Here is a 25680-nt window from a genome sequence, read left to right as displayed (position 1 = left end):
CGTCGTTATCTCACTGTTCTGGTAGCGTTATTCGCTCGCGGACTCAGGCGGTTCGCTTATCCGTGCGCCATCTTGCGTCTCGCCACTGGCTTCCGGCACCGGCTCGGCGGGAATGTCCGCCGGCGTTTCCAGCGTCAGGCGCCCGAGCTTGCCATCGCGCAGTTCGTGCAGCAGCACCTCTGCACCGCGATGTAGATCGATGATGCCACCGGCGCGCAGGCCGCCACGCTTGCTGGCGATCTCTTCCAGAATCGCGACCCCGTTGAAGCCCGAGAGCGCCATCAGATCGACCTTGCGCGGGCCATCACTCTCGACTCGCTCGGCGTCAGGGTTGGCACTGTAGGCCGGCAGTGACTTGAGCTTGTAGCGAGCGATCAGCTCATCGGGATAGCGCCTGGCCAGCTCCGCCGCCACGACCACCGCCACATCGGTGTAGTCGATGGCGGTATCCCGAATCGCGCCGCTGCCGGCCAGACGGTAGGCGCTGGCCTGATCCTCGATCTTTGGCCACATCACCCCGGGGGTGTCGATCAGGGCGATGCCGCCATCGATGCGAATCTTCTGCTGACGCTTGGTGACGGCGGGCTCGTTGCCGGTCTTGGCGATCTTGCGACCCGCCAGACCATTGATCAGCGTCGACTTTCCGACGTTGGGGATGCCCATCACCATCACGCGCGCATCACGATCGACACGGATATGACCGGCCATCTCGCGACACAGCCGCGGGATCTGCTTGAGGTCACGCGCCTCAAGCGTGGTGATCGCCAGTGCACGGGTATCGGGCAGGGCATCGAAATACTCGACCCATTCACGCGTGCGTGCCGGGTCCGCCAGGTCTGCACGTGACAGCAGCTTGAGGACCGGCTTGTGGCGGGTCAGCTCGGACAGCACCGGATTGGTGCTGGAGTAGGGGAGGCGGGCATCGAGGACTTCGATGACCACGTCGATCTCGGGCAGCGCGTCCTTTATCTGACGACGCGCCTTGTGCATGTGTCCCGGGTACCAGCCCAGCATGTTGCTTCTCCTGCCGTCAGGGGTATGACGGTTGTCCTGTCACCTCTTGTCCTGCCTCCTCGCCCGCCTGTCAGGAGTCGCTCACCATTGGAGGCGGCGATAGATGACAGGCAGCAAGGAGAGGGGACGCGTATGGCGGCGCATTCTACCAGAGGCGGCTCGGCCATGGAGAAACGCTGGCTTCGTCTTCTCGCGCTCTGGCGTCTCAGCTGCGCACCGGCTTGAAGCGCAGGGACACCGAGTTGATGCAATAGCGCTGCCCTGTCTCGGTGGGGCCGTCGGGAAAGACGTGTCCCAGATGGGATTCGCAACGACGACAGCGCACTTCGACACGTCGCATGCCATGGCTGGTGTCGAAATGCTCTTCGACGGCGGCATCCGCATAGGGCCGATCAAAGCTCGGCCAGCCACAGCCGGCGTCGAACTTGGTGTCGTTGTCGAACAGCTTCGCGTCGCAGGCGATGCAGTGATAGGTGCCCGGTGTCGGGCTGACCTCGTGATCGCCACTGAAGGGGCGTTCGGTACCGGCTTCACGTGCGACGCGATACTGCTCCGGCGTCAGACGCTTGCGCCATTCCTCTTCACTGCGGATCAACTTGTCCTGGGTCGGCTTGTCTTGCTCGCTCATGGTCTCTTCTCTCTATGCGTTTCTCGAATCGACGCCCGCGCGAACCTGCAAGCAAGTTCCCGAGAGCGGCAATCCGAAACAATGGCTACCGGTCTTCACTCGACACCCGGTACATACCCCAAGAATGCGGGCGTCAGGGCGTGACCACAAGCACGTGGTGGATGCACTTGGCCAACGCCGGAAAAATCCTGTTGAAGCAGGGGGTTGACGAAGGGGAGGGGGCTTTGTAATATACGCGCCACCTCGACGAGGCAAGAACGTTACGTCCCATTCGTCTAGTGGTCCAGGACACCGCCCTTTCACGGCGGTAACAGGGGTTCGAACCCCCTATGGGACGCCACTTCTTGCAGCGTAGAGACCGGAGTGCGGGAATAGCTCAGTGGTAGAGCACAACCTTGCCAAGGTTGGGGTCGCGAGTTCGAATCTCGTTTCCCGCTCCAGTGTGTCCCATTCGTCTAGTGGTCCAGGACACCGCCCTTTCACGGCGGTAACAGGGGTTCGAACCCCCTATGGGACGCCATCTTCGGTCTTGTGTGGTCGCATGATCTGCTTGTGTTGCGGGAATAGCTCAGTGGTAGAGCACAACCTTGCCAAGGTTGGGGTCGCGAGTTCGAATCTCGTTTCCCGCTCCAAAGGAAAAGGCAATGCGACAAGGTCGCGAGCTGGTTCGCCAGTCCGATCGAATCTCGTTTCCCGCTCCAAAGGAAAAGGCAATGCGACAAGGTCGCGAGCTGGTTCGCCAGTCCGATCGAATCTCGTTTCCCGCTCCAGTACGTCCCATTCGTCTAGTGGTCCAGGACACCGCCCTTTCACGGCGGTAACAGGGGTTCGAACCCCCTATGGGACGCCATGCAGAGCATGATGGTGTGGCAAGCCAGCAGTAGAACAGATGTCGTGAATGAACGTTCATGACACAGGTGCGGGAATAGCTCAGTGGTAGAGCACAACCTTGCCAAGGTTGGGGTCGCGAGTTCGAATCTCGTTTCCCGCTCCATTCGGAACAAGTGGTGTGACAAGGTCGCGAGCTGAACGTCAGCCCGGTCGAATCCCATCTCTCGCTCCAGAGGAAAAGGCAATGCGACAAGGTCGCGAGCTGGTTCGCCAGTCCGATCGAATCTCGTTTCCCGCTCCAGTACGTCCCATTCGTCTAGTGGTCCAGGACACCGCCCTTTCACGGCGGTAACAGGGGTTCGAACCCCCTATGGGACGCCATTCTGTTTGACGGCGCAGTTTTTGGTTTCGACAGGCGGGAATAGCTCAGTGGTAGAGCACAACCTTGCCAAGGTTGGGGTCGCGAGTTCGAATCTCGTTTCCCGCTCCAGTCGAACACGATGTGATTGATGAAATAGCAGTGCCCCATCGCCTGACAGACACGATCATCGTGCCACGTCACTGGCGATTTTTTTGTGCCTGAAATTCCTCTCCACCCTGTTCTGCGCCGCTCTCTGGTGCTGTCCCCGCGTGATTTTCACCCTCTGCTTGTTTCCCGTGGCGCACTAATGCCTTTCTGCCGTGTGTCTGATGTGGCAGCGCCGAATGCGTTACCATGCGCATCCAATATCTTGCATCTGATTTTCATGTTCGCGGACTGCGAGAAACGGTGCCATCACTGTTGCGCAATTGTTCTCAGATGCGTCTTTTCTGCTGTGCTGGCTGACAGCGTCAATCGATTACAGGTGTCCGATGTCACGACCTGCCTTGTCTATCCGTGGCCTGACCAAGGTCTACGGCAACGGTTTTGAGGCGCTCAAGGGGATTGATCTTGATGTCCCCGAGGGCGATTTCTTCGCGCTGCTGGGCCCCAATGGGGCCGGAAAGTCCACGACCCTCGGCGTGGTGAGTTCGCTGGTGCAGAAGACCGCAGGCAAGGTCGAGATCTCGGGAATCGATATCGACAAGGACTTCTCGAAGGCCAAGTATCACCTCGGCGTCGTGCCGCAGGAGTTCAATTTCAATCAGTTCGAGAAGGTGCAGGACATCGTGATGACCCAGGCGGGTTATTACGGCATGCCGATGAAGGAAGCGCGTCCACGTGCCGAGCGCCTGCTCAAGGATCTCGGGCTGTGGGACAAGCGCGACACCCCGTCACGCATGCTGTCCGGTGGCATGAAGCGCCGTCTGATGATTGCCCGCGCGCTGATTCACAAGCCGCGTCTGCTGATTCTCGATGAGCCGACTGCCGGGGTGGATATCGAGCTGCGTCGCTCGATGTGGGAGTTCATGCGCCGCATCAACCGTGAGGAGGGCACTACCATCATCCTCACCACGCATTATCTGGAAGAGGCCGAGAGCCTGTGCCGCAATATCGCCATCATCAATCACGGCGAGATCGTGCATAACACCAGCATGCGCGAGCTGCTCAAGGAGCTGGACGCCGAAACCTTCCTGCTCGATCTACGTGAGCCGCTTGACAGTGCACCGGTCATCGAGGGTTTCGAGGTCTCTCTGAGCGATCCCCAGCAGCTGTCGCTGTCCGTACGCAAGGGCCAGTCGATCAACACCGCCTTCGCGGCGCTGGATCGCGCCGGGATCACCGTGGTGTCGATGCGCAATCGCGCCAATCGTCTCGAGGAGCTGTTCGTCGACCTGGTCGAGCGCTCCAATGCCGAAAGCGGTATCGCCTCCAATGTCGCCAAGGAGATCACGCAGTGAACCCCCGTCAGCTATGGGTGGCTCTGGTCACCATCGTCGTCAAGGAAGTCCGTCGTTTCACGCGTATCTGGCCGCAGACGCTGCTGCCGCCGTCCATCACCATGACGCTGTACTTCGTCATCTTCGGCAATCTCATCGGCTCGCGCATCGGTACCATGGATGGCATCAGCTACATGGATTACATCGTGCCGGGGCTGATCATGATGTCGGTGATCACCAACTCCTATTCCAACGTGGCCTCGTCGTTCTTCTCCAACAAGTTCCAGCGCAGCATCGAGGAGCTGATGGTCTCGCCGCTGCCGTCCTGGATCATCCTGCTCGGCTATATCATCGGTGGCGCCGTGCGCGGGCTCGGTGTCGGCATCATCGTCACCGCCGTGGCCTTCCTGTTCACGGATCTCGATATCCATCACCCGATCCTGACCATCGTGGTCGTGGTGCTGACGGCGCTGCTGTTCTCCATCGGTGGCTTCATCAATGCGCTGTTCGCACGCAAGTTCGACGATATCTCGATCATTCCGACCTTCGTGCTGACCCCGCTGACCTATCTCGGTGGCGTCTTCTATTCCATCCACATGCTGCCGGACTTCTGGCAGACGGTGTCACTGGCCAACCCGATTCTCTACATGGTCAACACCTTCCGCTACGGCATTCTGGGGGTCTCGGACATCAGTGTCGGTCCGGCGATGGCGGCCATCGTGGCCTTCATCATCGGCCTGTTCGCCTTCGCGCTGTGGCTGCTGGAGCGTGGCAAGGGCATCCGCAGCTGAAGATGTCGCCCAGAGGATGATGGTAAGATGCGCGCTATCGCGCCAGTGCACGAAACGCCGGCTTCTGCCGGCGTTCTGCTGTCTGCGCCCCTGATATCGATGCGTTATTGGCCTATTTCACAGGAGTGCTGTCATGGCTCACCCCACTGCCGTCAACGTGCCCGATGAGGCGCGCCCCGAGACTCTCAAGGATGCCCCGCTCGGGCGAGAGTCCGCTTACCCCGAGCACTACGATGCCAGCCTGCTGTTCCCCATCGCGCGGGCGGCCAACCGTGGTCCCATCGGTATCGATGATGCGGCGTTGCCGTTCGTCGGTGAGGATGAATGGCACGCCTTTGAGGTCTCCTGGCTGGATGAATCCGGCAAGCCATGGGTGCGTGTGGCCCGTTTCCGCCTGCCGGCGGCTTCCCCGAATCTGATCGAGTCCAAGTCCTGGAAGCTCTATCTCAACAGCCTCAATCAGAGCCGCTTCGCCGATCAGGCGGCCGTGCAGGCGACGTTGGAGCGGGATCTTGCCGCCGCGGCGGGCGCGCCGGTCGAGGTGCGTCTGCTGGGACTGGATGATGACGAGCTGGACGTCGGGCGCCTGCCGGGAGAATGCCTTGATGACTTGCCGATCACCGTCGAGCACTACACGCCGTCGCCGGAGCTGCTCAGCGCCGATGACGCCGATATCGTCAGCGAAGACCTGCACAGCCATCTGCTCAAGTCCAACTGCCCGGTCACCGGTCAGCCGGACTGGGGCAGCGTCTGGATCCGCTATCGCGGCCCACGTATCGATCGCGAGCGCCTGCTGGCCTATCTGATCAGCTATCGCCAGCACCAGGATTTCCATGAGCACTGCGTCGAGCATCTGTTCGTCGACCTGATGGCGCGCGTGAAGCCTGAGTCCCTGCTGGTGATGGCGCGCTATGTGCGCCGTGGCGGCCTGGATATCAGCCCGTGGCGTGCCACGCCAGATCTCGAGGCCGAGGCCCGTGCCAGCCTGCCGCTGCGTCTCTCGCGTCAGTAGTCCTCTCTATGGTCATGTCGTCTGATCGGCTTGCCAATCAGGCAGATAGCATCGAGTGATGAGACGGCGTGCTGGCGAGATGCTAGTGTGAGAATCATTCTTATCTTAAGTCTGTGACAGGAGAAACGATGGACGCGCTGACGTTACTGCATGAACGCAATTCCATGGGCAAGCTGATGGCGCCAGCCCCGAGCGATGCGCAGATGGAGGCCATCTACCAGGCCGCCCTGCGTGCGCCGGACCACGCCGAGCTGACGCCCTGGCGCTTCATCGAATTCACGGGCAGCGGGCTGGAGCGCCTCGGCGAGCTGTTTGCCGAGGCGGAGCGCAACACGTCGCCGGCAGGTGACGAGGCAGCCCAGGCCGCGGCCAGCAAGAAGCCGCTTCGTGCGCCGATGGTCGTCGCGGTGATCGCCAAGGTCACGCCGGACCACCCCAAGGTGCCGCGTGTCGAGCAGGTGGTGAGTGCCGGTTGTGCCGCTCACGCCATGCTGTTTGCCGCTCAGGCACAGGGACTCGGTGGCATGTGGCGCACGGGCGGCTACGCGTTCGACCCAACCGTCCACGCCGGACTGGGCATGAGTGAGCAGGATGAGCTGGTCGGCTTCCTCTACCTCGGCACCCCGGGCGGACGTCTCAAGCCCTTGCCGAGCCGCGAGAGTGCCGACTTCGTCGAACGCTGGCAGTGAGGCGCTGAATGAACGAGCAGTTGCGCTCGAGTGGTGAAGCCTGGCCACCGCTGCCTTTGCCGCGTGACGGGCAGGGGCGGTCGGGCACTCTCGCGGCGCCGGTCAGTGAAGACCTGTCACGGTTCCGTGATTGGCTGAGTCAGGCGATTCCGCTGGCTGCTCACATGGGGCTTGTCGAGATGCAGTGGTCAGAGCCCGAGCGCTCGACGGGTCAGCTGAGCTGGCATCTGCATCTGCCGCCCAATCTCAACGACAAGGGCACGGCCTTCGGCGGGGCCATGAGTCTCGAGGCGACCCTGTGTGGCTGGAGCTGGGTGACGCTGTGGCTGCGTGCTCGCGGTATCCAGCGCGATCTCGTGGTGTCGCGTGCCAGTCAGCAGTTTCTGGCCCCGGTCAGTGGCGATTACCACATCCGCTGTGCGCCGGATGACATGGCCGCGCTGATCGACGTCGGCGAGCGTCTGGCGGCAGGGCGGCGAGCGCGATTGTCGCTGACTCAGCAGTTGTGGTGTCAGGTCGATGGGCAGTCTTCCCCGAGACTGTGTTTCGAGGCCCGGGGCGATTACGTGGTGCTCGGGCCGTGATGCCGAGCACGGTCCCGGCCCGACCTCGGCCCGAGTGCGGTGGGTGAGGGCGCTGACGCTATCTATCTGAAAGATTTTGGAAAAAAGGCTTGCGTCCCTCAAGGGTTATCGATAATATACGCCGCGTTCTCAAGGGAAACACGACGCAGTCGGGTGACCAATGAGAGCACTGATCTGGAGGGGTGTCCGAGTGGTCGAAGGAGCACGCCTGGAAAGTGTGTAAGTCGAAAGGCTTCGAGGGTTCGAATCCCTCCTCCTCCACCAGATTCAGAAAAGCCCGCATCTCACGATGCGGGCTTTTCGCGTTTCTGAGGGGGGATCTGGTCGAATTGCCTGCACCCCTCGTGATTCCCTGCGTTTACTGGCGCCTCAGTCTCCTGTCATTCCTCCCTCATTGCTCGCGCCAGCATATCCACGACAGGCTTGCCGACATAACTGGCGAAGCTGCGCTCACCAGTACGGATCATCACTTCGGCAGGCATGCCGGAAAGCAATCGCATGCTCTCGGTCATGTTGCTCTGGCCGGTCCGGGTGACGCGAATCCGCGCCTTGTAATAGCGGGCACGCGTCGCTTCATCCTCGAAGCTGTTGGCGCTCACGTGCGTGACCTCGCCATCGATGATGTTGGACAGGCGCTGATTGAATGCGCTGAAGCGAATCTCTGCGGGCTGGCCTAAGTAGAGGTGGTCAATATCATGGTCCGGGACCCTGGCCTCGACGATGAAGCCGTCGCCGGCGGGCACGATATCGAGCAGGGGGTCGCCACTGCGAATCACCGCGCCCAGCGTATGGACCTTCAGGCCGACCACGGTGCCGGCCACCGGTGCGATGACCTTGGTACGCCTGAGGTTGTCATTGAGCGCGACCAGTCGTTCTTCCGCATCGGTGACCTCTGCCTGAACCTGGCGTAGAGACTCGCCGATCTGTTGCTGGAATTCCTGCAGGCGAATCTGTTTCTGCAGCTCGTTTTCGCTGATCTGGGAACGCAGCCGTGCGACCTCGGCAAATTGGCCGGCATTGTCGCTCTGGTATTCGAGACTCTCACGCTCCATCTCACGCAATCGCTGGTTATTGATCAGACCATTTCGGAACAGCTTGCGATGGTTGGCAACGTCACCATTGAGAGAGTTGATGCGTCGTCTTGTGATGGCCTGGGTATTCTCGAGACCTGCAATCTGCTCGTTCATCTGCACGACCTGCTCATCCAGGGCTGCCATGGCACCGTTCAGCGATTGACGACGTACGTCAAAGAGCCGCTGCTGTACTTCAAGGACCTCCCGCACACGAGGATTGGTCGACTGCCTCAAGGCTTCCGGGAAGGTCAGGGTCTCGGCGTTGCTGTACTCGGCAAGCAGGCGTATCTCACTGGCTCTGGCAATCAGGTATTCAGCCTCGACGATCTTCTGCTGAGAGCGTGCCTGGGTGTCATCGAAGACGATGAGCACGTCGCCGGCCTCGACATGATCGCCATCCTCCACGCGAATCGACTCCACGATACCTCCCTCGAGGTGCTGGATGGTCTTCGTGAAGCTCTCTACCGATACCGATCCCGGTGCCACCACGGAAATTGCCAGGTTCGCCATGACTGACCAGCTGCCGAATCCGCCGACCGCGATGAGCAGCACGGCCAGGCCGAGGCGTCGATAATTGTGGTCGCGTAGCGGAAGCTCACTGTCAAAGCCGCCATTCATGGAGTGGGAGGTGGTCATCTCGGGCTCTCCTCACCGCCTTCATGGCGGCCTCTGGCACTGGGTTTCAGCTCGGTGACACGCTGTGCGTTCCTGGACGGAGTCGAGTGCCCTTTCCCTGCCACGGCCCGTGCAACGGGTCGTCCTCGCGTCGGCGGGGACAGTGAAGCCACCTGGCCATCCTTGAGGACGAGGATGCGGTCGACCTGCTGCAGAAGACGTTGACGATGGGTGATGATGATGGCGGTGGTGCCTGCCTGGCGCAGTTGCATCAGACACTTGGCCAACGCCTGCTCGCCACTTTCATCCAGGTTGGCGTCCGGTTCGTCGAGCACTACCAGCACCGGTTTTCCATAGAGAGCCCGCGCCAGGCCGATACGCTGTCGCTGACCCGCGGAGAGGGCGGCTCCCCCGTGGGACAGCCAGGTGTCATAGCCTTGCGGCAGGCGAAGGATCATGTCGTGGACACCGGCGCTCTGGGCGGCTTGCACCACGAGTGACGCATCGACCTCCTGAAAGCGCGCGATATTCTCGGCGATGGAGCCATCGAACAGCTCGATATCCTGCGGCAGATAGCCAAGATGAGGCCCGAGCGCGGTCCGCTTCCACTGACTGACGTCCACGCCATCGAGGCGTACGCACCCCAGCTGCACTGGCCATAGGCCGAGTATCACCCGTGCCAGGGTGGATTTGCCGGCGGCGCTGGGGCCTACCACGGCGATGTGCTCACCCCTGGCAAGTGTCAGAGTGATGTCCTTGAGGGTCGGTAGACGCTCGCCTGGCGGCGCGGCGTTGACTGCCTCCAGTGTCAGTCGGCCCTTGGGGGCCGGCAGAGGCATCGAGGGCGCCTCGGCCGGCACGGCCTCGAGCAGCTCCTCGAGGCGGGCTCGTGAGGTGCGTGCAGCGCTGAAGCCTTTCCAGCCGGTGATCATCTGATCGATCGGCGCCAGCGCCCGCCCCATCAGGATCGAGCCGGCAATCATCATGCCGGGCGTCAGGTCGCCGGTCAGCACCAGATAGGCGCCAAGACCGAGGATCAATGACTGGAACATCAAGCGCAGTACCTTGGAGGTGTTGGTCAAGAGACCTGCGCGGTCGCTTGCCTTGGACTGCAGCACCAGATACTCACGGTGGCGCGCCTCCCATCGATTCTGGATGCCCGGCAGCATGCCCATGGCGTGGAGCACTTCGGCGTTGCGCAGATTGCTGTTGGCAAGATCCTGGGACAGGACATGTTGGCCGTTGGCATCGCTCAGCAGCTTCCGAGTGGTCTTCTCGTTGATCAGCGCAATGACGGTCAGAACAAGGCCCGCGCCCAGGGCGAACAGACCAAACCATGGGTGAAACAGTGCCAGCACGCCGATGTATATCGGCACCCAGGGCGCGTCAAAGAAGGCGAACAGGCCGTTGCCGGAAAGGAATTGGCGAAGGGTGGTGAGGTCGTTCAACGGCTGTGCGGAGGGCTTGCCCGGCGTCATCAGGGAGTGCTTGAACATGGCACTGTAAAGTCTCGGGCTGATCAGTACGTCCAGTCGATTCCCGACCCGCACAAGGATTCTGGAACGCACCAGCTCCAGCGCGCCCATCACCATGAACAGGAACACGACCACCAGAGTCAGCATCAGCAGCGTTTCCTGGCTGCGTGTCGTGATGACGCGATCATAGACCTGCAGCATGTAGAGCGGAGGCACCAGCATCAGCAGGTTGATGAAAAGACTGAAGAGACCGACGTAGACAAAGCTGTGCCGACAGTGGTCCAGGATCTTTTGCAGGTCATTACCTTCCCGGGAGATGGCCATGGTGTCGTTCCCTAGCGTCGTTGGTGTTCTTTTTATCCACGTCACCGTCGTTGACGGCTGCCTGAGCTCGGATATTCACGTTGTCTTGAGGAGACGCCATGGTTCTGTGGTCAATATTGACCATCTATTTATTAGGCTATTCTTTTTTATTCCTCTGGCTGCCTGTTGAAATATTGCTGCTGAATGATCGGCGAGCAAGTGAATATTTCGATGATCAATAAAAAACTTTCCGGGTTTTATTTTGCTGGTTTTTGCTGTTTATTTTGCTCATGTCTGATGGTGAAGATCCATATGGTTTGCGTTTTTCAAAAAGTATGACGGTTCTGGCTTTCGACAAGATTATCTTCTCTGGTATTCAGCATTGTTTTTCTCCTCACGCAAGTCGTATCTAGGGTTTATAGGGGTGGTGTTTTATTATTTCAAAGCATTCACTGTATTGTTTTAATTGAATTTATTTTGATGTGGGAATCTGATGCATATTGCCATTTCGAGGGTGAGTGGAAATACCTCTTGTCTTGCGATAGGCCGCGTCTAGACTCGTTTTTGACGGGTTTACGAGCTTTTGACGGTCATGTTCTAACTCTTTGGGAAAGCGTTGGAGAGTGGGACGTCATCGGGGATTCATTGCCGGTGAGGGACGTCGTGTCGTGAGGTCTCAAGATGGCGTAGAAATCGCCACTAAAAATTATTCGAGGGGTAGGGAAAATGTATTCCATGTCATTCGTATCGAGTCGTCTTGAGTCCATGGCATCACGTATCAGGAGTGGTGATCGTCTTGAGGGAAAGACGTTCCAGGATCACGAGATAATGGTTACGCCATTTCCCTCAGCGTGGGGGGATTCCATCAAGTCAATACGAATGACATTCGAGGATGCGCAGGATCGACTGTCGGTATTTGAGCGATTTGAGCGTCCCTTTGTCTTTGATCATCTGCCGACCCCTCTATCAGGCAAGCTCAAGATGATGATCGAAGCGTTGGACGAAAGAGGCGAGGTACTGCCCGGGTCTGGTGAGCAATTCGGCTTCGAGGTCGAGCCACCGGATGTCGTCGCCGAGGAGGTGAGAGACCAGGAGGTGAGTGGCCAGGAGGTGAGTGGCCAGGAGGACACGCCGCAAGCCGCCCAGGCGCTACTGACCAGTAGTGATGAACCTGCCGCGGGCACAGGACCAGCCTTGCTGGCCGAACCTGCCCCTCTGGCCACGGCGGCGCTCATCGCACCGGAAAGCTTCACTACCCTTCGTATCGAGGCCGAAGACCTCAGTGATGACGACGGAGATGGCAATGCATCCTCCATCGGTGGGGCCGGTATCGAGGTGGTGACAGGGGGGGATAATCCGTCCAATACCGCCAATGCATCAGGCACTGCCTACGTGGACTTCGGCGGCGCGACCGGCGAGACGCTGACCTTCACCTTCAGCGTCACCGAGGCCGGTGAATATGAACTCGCGCTGGGGTATGCGCTCAGCCAGAATGGCGATGGGTCTGATCGCAACCGCCCATTGCGCCTGGACGTCAATGGCGAACTTCAGGATCGAATGTTTGATCTGCCGAGCACGACCCTGACCGGCGACGCCACTGATTTCAGTGAGTTCGGCGAGCGTACCATTCGCGTTCAGCTGCAGGCGGGCGAGAACACGGTGTCCTTCACCTCCAACGGGGCCAGTGGCCCCAACGTCGACTATCTGGAAGTGCGTGCACCGGACCCGGACGTCTTCGTCATTCAGGGTGAGGATCTCGATATCGGCCCGACGTCTGATGTCGCCGACGCTGGCACCAATCGTGTGGTGACTCTCGACAATATCGCCAGCTTCACCAATGGCAGGGAAACCTTCCGGGTCGGCGCCGAAGGCGCCAGCTATCTCGACTGGGCATCGGAAAATGCCGAGGCCTACGGTGACTTCACTCTCGAGGTGGCTACCGCCGGCACGTACAGTGTCACCGTGACCTATGCCAGCAACTCGGCGCGTCCCATTGATCTCTTTTTGGTCGATGACGACACGCAAAGTCAGGTCGGTACCTTCCAGTTCGCAGCGGTGACTGCGCCGAATTACTACCCCGATGATGTCGATGATGTGCCCGCGGACAACCAGCCAGGCAATGGCGGGCCTTCCGCGTGGGAGGGCTGGTCGACCGAGACGCTGGAGATCACGCTGGCCGCCGGCAGCAATACCCTGCGTCTGGGCGGCGCGACCAATGGCCCGAATATCGACAAGATCGAGGTGGCACTACTGGAAGCCGAGGAGGTAGATCCTGTCGATCCGGTGATAGCGCCAGTGGTGGTGCAAGCCGAGGACGCCACGCTGGGCGTCGACAACGGGGCAGCCACCTTGGTGCGCGACGCCGCCAATCCCGAGGCCGGTGGCTTTGTCGGACTGCGCCCGGACTTTTCCGGCACCGGTTATGTGGATTTCGGCAGCGCGCCGGGTGACAGCCTGACCTTCACCGTCAATGTGGCCGAGGTGGGTGACTACGACCTCAACTTCCGCTATGCCAGCACTGGTACGCGTCCGCTGGATCTGTCGATCAACGCAGGCGAGCCCGCCGCGCTTGCCTTCGTCGGGACCGATCCCAACGCAGGCAACGTCGACCCTGAAGGCTTCGATGTCTGGGAGTACCAGACTCTGACGACGCGACTGGAAGCCGGCGACAACACCATCACCCTGGCGATTCCGCAAGGGCGCAACAATGGCCCCAATGTTGATCGCCTGGAGGTCACCACCGCGGGCACGGGGCCGATAGGGGACGTCGTGGCGGATGACGATGCCTCTGTGCTGGCCTTTGCCGCGGTGGAGCCCCTGCTCAATGGCGCGACCGTCGGCGAAGCGGGCTTCAGCGTCAGCGGACTGGATGCCGACATCACCTTCGTCGGCGTGACCTTCGATGAGGGAATCACGGTCCAGGAGGTGGTGCCGAACCCGGATGGCAGCTTCACGCTGGATCTGTCGGGATTCGCTGATGGCGATCTGTCGGTCACGCTGATCGCCATGGATGCCTTCGGCAACCGTGCCGAACAGAGCCTGGCGCTGACGCTGGATACCACCGCCGATGAGGGGGGCGACCTGGCACTCGAAGGCCCGCAAGATGCCATCGAGGCGGATGACAGCGCCAGTGTGGTATTCGGTGTCGCGGGAATCGATGACGGCTCGACTCTCGAGATCAGCTTCGACGGCGGCGTGACCCGTCAGTCCGTTGTCAGCGATGGCGACACCTTGACGGTCGATCTCTCCACACAGGCGCCGGGCGATGTGATCGTGACCCTGATCGTGACCGATGCCGCCGGCAATGAGGCGAGTGTCGCGGAGGCGGTCACGCTGGCCGTCGTCGGCAGCGTGACGCTGGATGTCACCTTCGATGACGCCACGATCAGCGCCTACAACGCGACCCAGGACAATCCCTCCGTTGGCACGGGGGCGGTGGTGGAAGACGACGGTGGCACTCTGACGTTGAACGACAATGTCTGGAAGCGGGCAGCCCTGCCGGAGGACTACACGATCACCAGTGGCAGCATCCTGACCCTGGATGTGGCCATATCCGATTCGCCGGTCCCCGAGATCGTTGCCATCGGCTTCGATGCCGATTCCAATCCGTTCAATGGGGGAAACAGTGTCTATCAGCTGGGCGGCAGCCAGACGCAGGGTGGCTTTGTCGATCTGCGTGGGCAGGGCATCGACAATGGCGATGGCACCTTGCGCTTCACCATCGATCTCTCGGCGCATGCGGGCATCACCCTCGATTCGCTGGTCTTCGTCAACGACGATGATGTGGGCGCCAAGGGCAGTGCGAGCTTCAGTGGCGTAAGCCTGTCAGAAGCCGATGTCGATGACACCAACAGCGCACCGCGCGTGGTGGGGGGTGGCATCGCTGATCTGAGTCTCGACGAAGGCGCGAATCTCGAGGTTGACCTGCCCTTCGTCGATGACGATGGCGATGACCTCGCCTTCAGCTTCCGGGTCACCGATGGCGATGGCCTGCCGGTCACCGTGGACGGGCTGAGTATCAGCGACACTGTGCTGTCCGGGAGCCTCGTTGGTCTGGTGCCGGGCGATTACACCATCACGGTGACCGCCGATGACGGCACCGCCAGTACCGATACCGACTTCGCCTTGAGCATCGAGAACGTCAACGACGCCCCGGTGGCGGAGCCTGCCGCTCTCGAGCCCTACTTTGGAGAGGTGGGCGAGAGCTTCCTCCAGATTCCGCTGGCGGACTTCGCCTCGCTGTTCTCCGATGCCGATGGCGACAGCCTGACATTGACGGCCGAGGATCTGCCTGCCGGGCTCGAGGTGATCGATGGCGTCATTCAAGGCACGCCAAGTGAAGGAGGCACCTTCGATGTTGTCGTGCGCGCCACCGACCCGAGTGGTCTGTCAGCGACCCAGTCGCTGAGCTTCATCATCGAAGGCACCCAGGTTGGCGATAGCATCACGATCGAGGCGGAAGATTTCACGGATCTCGACGCCGGTAACCTGATCGTCACCGGCAGTGCGTCGGCGTCCAACGAGCAGCTGATTCGTCTGACCAGCAATGCGCCGGCGACGATCGGCACTGATCTCTCGGCGGGCGGTGTGGAGCCGGGCTGGTACATCGCACGCCTCTATGTGTTCGATGAAACCGACGGTGAAGGCACCTTGACCCTGACCATCGGTGACACCGTGCTTGAAGCGCGCAACACGACAACCGATAGCCTGAGCGCCGACGTGGTATTGAACGACGACTTCGGCACCTTCGTCGGCAGTGGCGCACGCGGAAATGCAGGCCAGAGCGGCAACCGCAAGGAAATCGTCTTCGAGACGCCCGTCGAGGTCACCGCCGGTGATCTGGCAAGCCTCGAACTGCGTGGTGCCGGTGGCGAGCTGATGCGTATCGACTCGCTTGAATTCGAGCGTATCGATGAGCCGGTCAATACTGCCCCGACCCTGGCGGGACTCGGTGCCGCGATCAGTGTCGACGAGAACAGTGCAGGCGTGGCGAGTCTGGTGCTTGAGGATGCCGATGGCGACAGCCTGACGGTGACGCTGTCCGGTGCCGATGCCGCGCTCTTCACCTACGACGTGGCGAGTGGAGGAATCGCCTTCCTCAATCCACCGGACGCGGAACTGGCCGCCGACAGCGATGAAGATGGTATCTACGAGCTGACCGTGACGGTGACCGATGGCGAGGACAGCGTGTCACAGGACACCCTGATCACCGTGGCAGATCTCAATGAGAGCATCGCCATCGACCAGACCGCGTTTGCAGTGGATGAGAACCTGACCGAGATTGGCGCGATCCCGCTCGTCGATGAAGACGGGGGGACTCTCGGCCTCAACGCGCCGGTATTCGCCATCACTGGCGGGGCCGACTCTCCGCTGTTCACCATTGACGCCACCACCGGCGTGCTGAGCTTCACCAGTGCCCGCGATTTCGAGCTGGCGGTCGATGATGACGAAGATGGCGTCTATGACGTCGAGGTCAGCGTCAGTGACGGCGACCTCTCCACCACCGCGCAGCTCTCGGTCACCGTGAATGATGTCGATGAAGCGCCGTTCTCGCCCCTGCGTCTGCAGGCCGAAGACGGCACGGTGACGAGCTTCGATGACGGCGCCAACGCGACGGATACCGTAGTGCGCGATGCCGACAATCCCGAAGACAATGCGAATCTGGAGAACGGTCTGCGGCCGGGCTTCTCCGGTACCGGCTATCTGGACTTCGGCGACACGGCTGGCGATAACGTCGCCTGGCAGATCGAGGTGGCCCAGGCCGGTCAGTACGACATCAGTGTGCGTTACGCCACCAATACCGATCGTCCGCTGGATCTGGTGATCAATGGCGGCGATCCGCTGATGCTGGCCATGGCCAGCACGGACCCGGACGGCAGCGGCGGGGAAGAAGGCTTCGACCACTGGGTCTTCGAGACCTTCACTGTCAGCCTGGAGGCGGGCAGCAACGCCATCGTGCTGGCGATTCCCGCTGGCGCCACCACCGGTCCCAACATCGATCGCATCGAAGTGACCGACGCCGGCAGCGGCCCGATCCCGGAGGATGTGAGTGCCGATGAGGACGGCGATCTCGCCATCGTCGCGGCTGACGACACTCTCGATGCCAGTCAGCTGGCGGCGGCAGTCTTCAACGTCTCCGGCATCGATGACGACGTGACCAGCGTTGCCGTGTCCTTCGACGGCGGCGCGACCCGTGAGGCAGTGACGCCGGACGCCGATGGCAACATCACGCTGGATCTGAGCGGCCAGCTCGATGATCAGAGCGGCGATCTCGCCGTCTCGCTGTTCGTCACCGATGCCACCGGCAACGAGGCCAGCGCCAGCGAGGTGGTCAGCTTCGCGGAGGGCGACGGCACGCCTGCATTCAACTTCGCCATCGAGGGCGAGGCGCTGACCATCATCGATACCGACGGTGATACCCAGGTGCGCGATGCCGACAATCCGGAAACCAATGTCGCCTCCGGGCCAGATGGGCTGTGGGATGACTTTACCGGCACCGGTTATCTGGACATGGGAGCCGACGCCGGTGACGCCGCCGAGTTCCAGGTGGCGGTCGATGAGGCCGGTACCTACACCCTGGAGGTTCGCTATACCAATGCCGGTTCCAACGGCGCGAATCGCCCCATGGACATCCTGGTGGACGGGCTGAGTCAGGGGGATCTGGCCTTTGCCTCCACGGGGACCGACGCCGCCGGCTGGGAGAACTGGACCACCACGACGCTCGAGGTGGAGCTCGAGGCCGGCGACAACACCATTCGCCTTGCCAACCTGGGCAACGCCGGCCCCAACATCGACAGCCTGACGGTGAGCCGTGATGGCGTGGTGCCGGAGCGTCCGGTGGAGCCGGGCGAGCGCTTCTCGGTCAAGATCAACTTCCAGCCCGAAGGCACCGCGGTGCCGGATGGCTACATCGCCGACAACGGCAAGGCCTTCGGCACCCAATCGGTGACCGTGGATGGCCAGACCCATCAGTACGGCTGGATCACCGAGGCGTCGATCTACGACGGCGAGCCCGGCACCGAGCCGCTGGACATCAGCGCGCTGACCAGCGTGGCGGTCAATGACCGCACCGATGACATCGCCGGGCTCGACCCGCGCCAGGGCACCTACGCCCACTTCGACCAGCCGGGAAGCGCCTATGTGCGCGCCGGCTGGGAGATCGAGCTGGACGATGGCTACTACGAGGTCACCGTCTCCATCGGGGATACCTCCGGGCCCTACGACAGTCGCAACGTGCTCAATGCCGAGGGTGAGCTGTTCAATGATCCCTTCACCCCGTTCCGGCCCGATGATTTCCCGGCGGACGGCAATCCGTCAGATGATACCGATGGCTTCCGCTCGGATCTGGTCACCCGCATCGTGCAGGTCAGCGATGGGCGTCTGACACTGGACTCCCTGGGGCTCGACAACGAGAACACCGAGATCCAGTACCTCGAGATCCAGGCACTGCCGGACCTGACGCCGGAAGATGATCGCATCGCCGCCGAGGATTACGCCTTCTTCACTGACGCGCGCGCCATCGCTGGGGTCGGTGACAACGAGGTGGAAGTCGATCTGGACCCCGACGACGGCGGCCTGCCGAGCGGGGTCGACCCGACGTCCGACATCTTCGTCGGCATCTCGGTGGTGGACGGTCGCGGCGGGGCGCTGCTCGAGAGCCTGGCTGACGGTTCGATCCGGCTGATCGAGACGTTGACCGGAGAGGAGGTCAGCTTCAACGCCAACACCACCGGTGGCTTCGATTCCCTGACCATCTCGCCGAGCCAGACGCTCAAGGAGTTCACCAGCTATACGCTGATCATCGACGGCTTCCAGGATCGTGGCGCCAACGACGACCTGGACGCGCCGACCCGTGAGTTCCAGAAGTACACCAACACCTTCATCACCGGCGAAGCCCCGGAGATCGTCGCTCGCGATGTGGCCTTCAATGACGTGGTGGAACTCGACGGTGCCTCTGACAACGCCTTCGGTTTCACCTCGCTGGAGATCACCGCCGATGGCTCGACGATGTACATCGCGACCATTGGTGGGCAGATCCTGCGCTACGACATCGACCCCGTCGATGGCTCCCTCGGCAACCGCCAGGAGCTTTCGCTGCCGAGCGATTACTTCCATCAGGACGGGGCCGATGCCAGCAATGATCGCCGCGGGATCATCGGGCTGGTGATCGACCCCACCGACCCCGACGTGCTGTGGATCACCGACAACTATCCGATCCCGCTGTCTGGCCGTGACAACGGCGTGCCTGACTTCAGTGGCCGGATCACCAAGATCACCCTGGAGGGCGGTAGCGAGTTCTCGGGCACCGCCGAGCCCTACATCACTGGCCTGCCACGCTCCAATGGCGATCATGTGACCAACAGCCTGGAGTTCCGCGCGAATCCGGATTACGACGCCGAGACCAATCCCGATGTCCCGAGTCATCTGCTGTATCTGATCCAGGGCTCCAACTCTGCCATGGGCGAGCCGGACAGCGCCTGGGGCAATCGTCCGGAGCGTCTGTTGAATGCCGCGGTGATGGAGATCGACCCGACCCGTGATGCGCCTCCCGGTGGCTTCGATGTCACTACCGAGCCGCTTCCCGACAACGGCCAGAATACTCGCTTCGATGACCCGGATGGCCATCCCAAGGACGACCCGATCCCGATGGGCAATGGCGAGTTCCTGGTGTTCGATGAGCGTGGTGTCGCCACGGTGCAGGACGAGTCCGGCAACGTGCTCGAGTCCTACTACGACCCCTACGCCAGCGACGCGGTGCTGACGATCTTTGCCACCGGGGCGCGCAACGCCTACGACCTGGTGTGGCATTCCAATGGCTTCCTGTACGTGCCGACCAACGGTTCGGCGGCAGGCGGCAACGTGCCGGATGACCCGTCGACGCCGGAGGACGAGCGCTACACCAGTGTCGAGAAGCAGGATGACTATCTGTTCAAGATCGTCGAGGGAGGCTATTACGGGCATCCCAACCCGCTGCGCGACGAGTACATCCTCAACGGCGGCAATCCGACCAGTGCCACCGACCCCAATCAGGTCGACAAGTATCCGACAGGCACCAACCCCGAGGGCACCTACGATATCTCGGGTGTCTATTCGCTCGGCGAGAATCGCTCGCCCAACGGCGCAGTGGAATACACCAGTGATGTCTTCGGCGGCAATCTGCAGGGCAACGTGCTGTTCACCGAGTACTCCGGCGGTGATGACGTGCGCTCGATCACGCTGGATGCCAACGGCAACGTGATTGGCGATGACGTACTGCGGGATCCTGAGGGCAACGTCATCAGTTACGTCGACCCTCTGGACATCATCGAGAATCCGGTCACCGGCCAGCTTTATCTGCTGACCCTGAATCGCGGCAATGGCCAGAGCCAGATCATTCGCCTCGACCCGGCACCGGGCGGGGTGGTGGACCCGGTCGACCCCGTAGACCCTGTCGACCCGACGGATGAGCTGGTCTCGCTGCTGGTCATTCAGGCCGAGGACAGGACGCCTGACGACGGCACCGCCGTGACGCTCGCGACGGGGACGGACGCCGAGATCCAGATTCGCGACATCGACAACCCCGAGACCAACCAGCCGGACCTGCCCAATGGCCTGCGCCCCGGTGCCTTCGGGCTCGATGGCAATACCGACGATACCGATGGCACGCCAGGCGGCTATGCGGACTTCGGGTCTACCAATGCCGACTTCCTCACCTTCACGTTCGAGCTGGATGCCGAGCAGGCTGGCGACTCGGTGCTGCATCTGCGCTATGCCAACGGCGGCAATGCCGATCGCCCGCTGGAAGTGTTCGTCAACAATGTCAGTGTCGGGGTGTTTGACTTCAGTCCGCCCGACGGCCTGACGGGGGATGCAGCCTGGGCCGAGTGGTTGACCGAGGCCGTGGCAGCGACGCTGGTCAGTGGTCAGAACACGGTGCGCCTGCAGGCCACCGCCGACACCGGCCCCAATATCGACCAGCTGGAGATCCTGCAGGAAGCGCCGGATACCACGCCTGGCGTCGATGAGTACGAGGCCGAGGGGGCAGTGCTCGATGGCGCCGTGGTGGTATTGACAAGCGATGATGATCGCAACGCGTCCGGTGATGGGTACGTCGACTTCGCGGGAACGGGTGATCAGACCATTACCTGGACACTCGATGTCGCCGAGACGGGAAGCTATGACATCGCCTTCCGCTACGCGCTTGCCGCGACCAAGGATGACCGTCCCCTGGGGCTTGCGATCAATGGTGTCGACCTCGGGATGTTGAACTTCGAAGGCCAGAGCAACGCTGACGAGAGCGACTGGTTCTTCCAGAACACGCTGGTCGCTCTGCAGCAGGGTAGCAACACCATCACCCTGACCGCGCCGGGTGCCGTGGGGCCGAACATCGATCTGCTGCAGGTGCCGAATGCACCGTCCGACAGCTTCATCCCGGTCTATGCCGATGTCTCGAACGGGGCGCGCATCGAGCTCGAGAGCGGTGACAGCGCACGCACCCTCAACGAGCTGACCGCCGACTTCTACTTCAGCGTGGACAGCAGCGGACTCTATCGTCTGGATCTGGCCGCGAATGCGGGCGCCGATGATGGCCAGGGCCTGGCCCTGACGCTCAACGGGCAGTCGGTGAAACTGCTGGCCTATCCGGGAGTGGGTGACGCTGGTGAAGAGGGCACCTATGTCGAGCTCGAGGCCGGGGTGGAGTACAACCTGCGTGCGGTGTCCACCGCCGATGGTGCCGATGATCTCGACTATCTCGATGTGATGCCGGTGGTCGGCAGCGACAACGCCGATATCGTGGTAGAGAGCGGTGATGCCGCCTACTACTCCGATCGCCTGCACTTCAGTTATCTGGACAACAACAGCGGTTCGAATCCCGATCGTGACTTCAAGGAAAGTGCCACGGTCACCATTTCCAACACCGGCAGCGATGTGCTGGAAGTGCTCGATGCCGACATCGACGGCCCCTTCACGCTGGCGGACCCCGGGGTGTTTGATGGCCTGACGCTGGCCGCGGGGCAATCCCTCGAGGTCACGGTGCTGTTCGACCGGGACAGCTACACCGCGCCGTCCAACAATGCCGGTGATGGGGTCTTCGAGGGCCGTATCCGTCTCACCACCAACGATGCCGACTCACCGATCGCCGAGATCCACATGGCTGGCTTCTGGCAGGCGCGTGACGAGGGTGGCTGGGAGCCCAACGTCAACGAGGTGTGGGAGGTGTTCGGCTTCGGTAACCGTATCGAAGGCTTGTCGACCGTCGGTGGCGGAGAGAATTCGGTACTCAACGACTTCGATCTGTATCGCCCGGTCAATGATGACGAGGTGCTATCGCGCTACTGGTCTCTGGCCGAGGGGGCTGGCGAGGCCAGGATCACCCAGCTGGCGGCCTATCACGGCGGTGGCGGGGCGACGCTGGGTATCCACAACCCCGGCGACAAGGGGCAGGACGTGATCTTCTCCAATCACGCGGGCGACAATAACCAGTCGATCCTGCCGGTATTGGGCAACGGCAACTTCGCCACCGCGACCTTCGGGCTCGATGATATCCCGGCCGGGTGGGCCGGAAGTGGCGTGTTCGGTATCGAAGTGGCCAATCTGTCCACGGACCCGTCACTCAACCCGACCGGAGGCGGCACCCCGCCGGCCGATGCCGAGGGTATCGAGCGCGGCTATACCGTGCGCATGTTCCGGGCTCTCGATGCCGAGGGCAACGTGATCCCCGACACCTACCTGGGGATCATGGATTACACCGGGATCAACTATGACTACAACGACAACATGTTCCTCATCGAGGGCGTGACACCGGTGTCTGGTGGTGAGCTGACGGTCATCAACAATGACGGCGTGCCTTCCAACGATCGCCTGGTGATGTCGCGCATCGAGAATCCGGCCAATGCCGCGCAGGAGGTGCATGACGAGGTGACCGTCACGCTGAGAAACGATGGCTTCGAGAGTCTCGACATCAGTCGCGTCGAGGTCAGTGATGCGACGCTGTTCGAGCTGACGGAGGCCTTCACTGCGGTGACGCTGGAGCCGGGTGAGTCAGTCGATGTGATCGTGCGCTTCATCGCCGATGACCCCAACGATGGCAGCCTCTACGAGTCCAGCCTGATCATCACCTCAAGTGATGCGGATGAGGGAGAGAAGGTCATCGAGCTTGCCGGCCTGGCCCAGAATCGCTCAGAAAGCGGCCAGGAACCGGGAGTGCAGGAGATCATCGATGCTTTCGGCTACTCGACCAATGTTGCCGAAGGGCAGATGAACCAGGGAGGGCTGGTGGAGGCCAACGGCGATGAGATCCTGTCTCCGTACTTCCAGCGCGCCGATGGAGGCTCGCCGATCAAGATCACTCAGCTGGCGGCTTACCACACCCAGGGCGACGTGGCACGACTGTTTATCCACGACGTCGACAGCCGTGATATCGACGAGGTGCTGGCCCACGACGAGGCCGATGGTCAGACGTTGCTGCCACGCACGCTCAATGAGGGAGATCTGCTGACCACCACCACCCTGGATCGCGATGCGCCCTTTGGTTTCTTCGCTGAGATATCGGGCCGCCAGGGCTATATTTCCTGGTCCGATCCCGACGCCAACCTCCATGAGGACACCGTCGATGCCATCGGAACTCCCGGCAACAATCTCAACTGGGACGAGAATGATGGCCATCTGATCCGTGTGTATGTGGCCAGGGACGCCGCCGGCAACGAAATCCCGGATACCTATATCGTGATCCAGGATTACGCGGGGGTGAACTACGACTACAACGACAACATCTTCCTGGTGGAGAACGTCACTACCTACGATCCCGCAGGGGCGGAAGATGCTGACGGCAATGGACGCGTGGATCTGTACGACGACGATGACAACGACGGTGTGCCGAACTTCCTCGACAATCCCGAGCCGGTGGGACAGAGCGCCTTCAATGCCGGCGAGACTGCCTGGGCGGTGGGGATCGATGGCCTGACACTGGAGGCGCGCCTGTTCGACAACGGTGGCCAGGGCGTCGCCTACAACGACACCACGCAGGCCCACCAGGGCGATGGCTTCCGTTCCGACGAAGCGGTGGATATCTCCAATGGCAGTCTGGCCATCGGCTATGTGGCCGACGGTGAGTGGCTCGAGTACACCCTGAATGTCGAGACGGCGGGCACCTATGCACTGAACTTCTCCGCCTCGGCGACTTCCGACGGCAAGTCGATCACCGCCGCCTTCGAGCAGGACGGCAGCTTCTATACCGAGGGCCAGGCGGTGGCGGTACCGGACACCGACGGTTTCACCAACTTCACCGATGTGGGTCCCTTGACCTTCACGCTGGAGGAAGGTGAGCAGGTGCTCAGATTGACCTTCAACGGCGGACAGCTGGATCTGGCCTCTCTGAATCTGACGCTGGTGGCGCCGGTGGACGATGGCCAGCAGGCGTACACCGACGATGGTCAGCCCTGGCAGGTAGGCAGTGATTTCAGCCTTGAGGCGGTGAATTACGATGAAGGCGGACAGGATGTCGCCTACAACGATTCCAGCGAGGTGCAGGAGGGGACCGATGTTCGCGGTGAGGGCGTGGACATGGCCAGCGGCGGCAGCGCCATCGGCTGGATCGAGGATGGCGAATGGGTGGAGTACACCTTGAACGTCGAACAGGCCGGTACCTACGACATGGCCTTCCTGGCTTCCCTGGGAGTCACGGGGGGAGGGCAGCGCAGCATTACCGCAACCTTTGCCAAGGAGGCCGACGCCCCGTACGCCAGCGCCACACCGGTAGGGGTCTCACCGACCGGTAGCTGGACCAGTTTCGTGGGTACCGAGACCGCCCAGGTGACCCTGGAGGCTGGAGAGCAGGTGCTGCGACTGACCTTCAATGGCGGTTCCATGGACCTGCAGGGATTCTCGCTCTCCCTTGATGGTCAGCAGGCCTTCAATGCGGGAGGTATCCCCTGGCAGGTACAGGCGGATGAGGGACTCAGCCTCGATGCCGTCAACTTTGATGAAGGCGGGCAAGGGGAGGCCTACAACGAGCTCTCCAGCGCTCAGTTCGGCTCGAACTATCGCGATACACCGGTGGATATCGTCGGCGAGGGGGAAGCGATAGGCTGGGTAGAGGATGGTGAATGGCTTGAGTACACCATCGATGTCGAGCAGGCCGGCGCTCACACGCTGTCATTCGTCACCTCCGCTCCTGACAATGGGCGCAGCATCACGGCCTCGGTGGAGAAGAATGGCGAGTTCTATGACGAGGCCAGTGGCACGCTGCCCAATTCCGGCGCCTGGGGAGTCTATGTCGATGGCCCCTCGCTGACGCTGGACCTGGAGGAGGGGGTGCAGGTGTTGCGTATCACCTTCAATGGCGGTTCACAGGATCTGGCGTCCTTCCAGATCACGCGTGATCCGGATGTGGCTCCGGCTGGCTCACCGAATGCACTCACGATGATGAGCATGCTCGAGGACGGCGACGCGATTCCGGTCTCCAATGATGAGGAGGCGCCGATGAGCGACGATGTCGGCCTTCAGGGCATACAGGATGATGTCCAGGCCGGCCTGCTCTAGAAAGACGGCGCAAGATGACGGGAAAGGCGTGAGCAAGTGGCCGGGAACATGGCATGTGCTGGAACCTTGCCTTTCCCGGCCCGCGTAGATGCCTGGCAGGACATGCGTGAGTCTCTGACGCGCATGTCCCGCCAGGCATCTGCGTGTCGCCAGTCCCCCCTCTCCTTCTTTCGGTGTGACGCTCCGAGATCTCCCGGCAACACCTGATGGCGCGAGACGGGTCTCGATCTCCGCGCCTGCGTCTGGCGTTACCGGTTGCTCGCCTGTCAGAAGCGGCTGCGAACACGCACTGCAGCGTCTGTCTTCCTGAGCTGTTATCATGCCCGCCTTCAGATTCACCTTGTT

At 61.6% G+C, this 25680-nt stretch carries 10 protein-coding genes and 9 tRNA genes; 15 read left to right on the top strand and 4 right to left on the bottom strand.

Annotation, left to right across the window (positions count from 1 at the left end; all coding sequences use genetic code 11):
• Positions 1-27: 27 nt before the first annotated feature.
• The gene (gene ylqF, locus HXS66_RS07690) at positions 28-1014 is read right to left on the bottom strand and encodes a ribosome biogenesis GTPase YlqF (protein ID WP_077378465.1); all 987 of its coding nucleotides are present in this window, start codon (positions 1012-1014) and stop codon (positions 28-30) included.
• Between the two features lie 205 nt (positions 1015-1219).
• Positions 1220-1642 (bottom strand): peptide-methionine (R)-S-oxide reductase MsrB, encoded by a 423-nt coding sequence (gene msrB, locus HXS66_RS07685; RefSeq protein ID WP_077378468.1) that lies wholly within the window; start codon positions 1640-1642, stop codon positions 1220-1222.
• Between the two features lie 264 nt (positions 1643-1906).
• On the opposite strand from msrB, the gene HXS66_RS07680 reads away from it, so the two are divergent.
• The 14 genes from HXS66_RS07680 to HXS66_RS07615 all read left to right on the top strand — a co-directional run bounded on the left by HXS66_RS07680 (position 1907) and on the right by HXS66_RS07615 (position 7613).
• A tRNA-Glu gene (locus HXS66_RS07680) sits at positions 1907-1982 on the top strand.
• Positions 1983-2007: 25 nt separating this feature from the next.
• A tRNA-Gly gene (locus HXS66_RS07675) sits at positions 2008-2082 on the top strand.
• 4 nt (positions 2083-2086) lie between these two features.
• Positions 2087-2162 (top strand) — tRNA-Glu (locus HXS66_RS07670).
• Positions 2163-2199: 37 nt separating this feature from the next.
• A tRNA-Gly gene (locus HXS66_RS07665) sits at positions 2200-2274 on the top strand.
• A 142-nt stretch (positions 2275-2416) separates the two neighbouring features.
• Positions 2417-2492, top strand: a tRNA-Glu gene (locus tag HXS66_RS07660).
• 69 nt (positions 2493-2561) lie between these two features.
• Positions 2562-2636: transfer RNA gene (locus HXS66_RS07655), tRNA-Gly, on the top strand.
• Between the two features lie 142 nt (positions 2637-2778).
• Positions 2779-2854, top strand: a tRNA-Glu gene (locus HXS66_RS07650).
• A 34-nt stretch (positions 2855-2888) separates the two neighbouring features.
• Positions 2889-2963 (top strand) — tRNA-Gly (locus tag HXS66_RS07645).
• 362 nt (positions 2964-3325) lie between these two features.
• Complete coding sequence (locus HXS66_RS07640) at positions 3326-4294, top strand: ABC transporter ATP-binding protein (RefSeq protein WP_176503209.1); 969 nt, start codon at positions 3326-3328, stop codon at positions 4292-4294.
• On the top strand, positions 4291-5064 hold the full coding sequence (locus tag HXS66_RS07635) for an ABC transporter permease (RefSeq protein WP_077375500.1): 774 nt from the start codon (positions 4291-4293) through the stop codon (positions 5062-5064). Before HXS66_RS07640 ends, HXS66_RS07635 begins: the two co-directional genes overlap by 4 nt.
• Positions 5065-5197: 133 nt before the next feature.
• Positions 5198-6076 (top strand): NADPH-dependent 7-cyano-7-deazaguanine reductase QueF, encoded by an 879-nt coding sequence (queF, locus tag HXS66_RS07630; RefSeq protein ID WP_176503208.1) that lies wholly within the window; start codon positions 5198-5200, stop codon positions 6074-6076.
• A gap of 128 nt (positions 6077-6204) precedes the next feature.
• On the top strand, positions 6205-6765 hold the full coding sequence (locus tag HXS66_RS07625; RefSeq protein ID WP_077375494.1) for an NAD(P)H nitroreductase: 561 nt from the start codon (positions 6205-6207) through the stop codon (positions 6763-6765).
• A gap of 8 nt (positions 6766-6773) precedes the next feature.
• Positions 6774-7349 (top strand): YiiD C-terminal domain-containing protein, encoded by a 576-nt coding sequence (locus HXS66_RS07620; RefSeq protein WP_176503207.1) that lies wholly within the window; start codon positions 6774-6776, stop codon positions 7347-7349.
• Between the two features lie 176 nt (positions 7350-7525).
• Positions 7526-7613, top strand: a tRNA-Ser gene (locus tag HXS66_RS07615).
• Positions 7614-7729: 116 nt separating this feature from the next.
• On the opposite strand, the gene HXS66_RS07610 is transcribed toward HXS66_RS07615, so the two are convergent.
• Positions 7730-9058, bottom strand: a complete 1329-nt coding sequence (locus HXS66_RS07610; protein ID WP_077375488.1) for an HlyD family type I secretion periplasmic adaptor subunit — start codon at positions 9056-9058, stop codon at positions 7730-7732.
• Positions 9055-10836 carry a type I secretion system permease/ATPase gene (locus HXS66_RS07605; RefSeq protein WP_176503206.1) on the bottom strand — a complete coding sequence of 594 codons (1782 nt, stop codon included), beginning with the start codon at positions 10834-10836 and terminating at the stop codon, positions 9055-9057. Before HXS66_RS07605 ends, HXS66_RS07610 begins: the two co-directional genes overlap by 4 nt.
• A gap of 858 nt (positions 10837-11694) precedes the next feature.
• Here HXS66_RS07605 and HXS66_RS07600 point away from each other — a divergent pair.
• Positions 11695-25335, top strand: coding sequence for a carbohydrate-binding protein (locus HXS66_RS07600; RefSeq protein ID WP_255303151.1), 13641 nt, complete (start codon positions 11695-11697; stop codon positions 25333-25335).
• Positions 25336-25680: the final 345 nt, after the last annotated feature.

It is taken from the genome of Cobetia sp. 5-11-6-3, assembly GCF_013374055.1.
Taxonomy (GTDB): Bacteria; Pseudomonadota; Gammaproteobacteria; order Pseudomonadales; family Halomonadaceae; genus Cobetia; species Cobetia marina.
Note: the sequence above shows the minus strand (reverse complement) of the source record. Positions and strands in the feature narration are given on the sequence as shown.

Bases quoted from the DNA above. Each gene is read 5' to 3' on its own strand.
- ylqF (WP_077378465.1), bottom strand. From the start codon at position 1,014: ATGCTGGGCTGGTACCCGGGACACATGCACAAGGCGCGTCGTCAGATA.
- msrB (WP_077378468.1), bottom strand. From the start codon at position 1,642: ATGAGCGAGCAAGACAAGCCGACCCAGGACAAGTTGATCCGCAGTGAA.
- HXS66_RS07640 (WP_176503209.1), top strand. From the start codon at position 3,326: ATGTCACGACCTGCCTTGTCTATCCGTGGCCTGACCAAGGTCTACGGC.
- queF (WP_176503208.1), top strand. From the start codon at position 5,198: ATGGCTCACCCCACTGCCGTCAACGTGCCCGATGAGGCGCGCCCCGAG.
- HXS66_RS07625 (WP_077375494.1), top strand. From the start codon at position 6,205: ATGGACGCGCTGACGTTACTGCATGAACGCAATTCCATGGGCAAGCTG.
- HXS66_RS07620 (WP_176503207.1), top strand. From the start codon at position 6,774: ATGAACGAGCAGTTGCGCTCGAGTGGTGAAGCCTGGCCACCGCTGCCT.
- HXS66_RS07610 (WP_077375488.1), bottom strand. From the start codon at position 9,058: ATGACCACCTCCCACTCCATGAATGGCGGCTTTGACAGTGAGCTTCCG.
- HXS66_RS07605 (WP_176503206.1), bottom strand. From the start codon at position 10,836: ATGGCCATCTCCCGGGAAGGTAATGACCTGCAAAAGATCCTGGACCAC.
- HXS66_RS07600 (WP_255303151.1), top strand. From the start codon at position 11,695: ATGACATTCGAGGATGCGCAGGATCGACTGTCGGTATTTGAGCGATTT.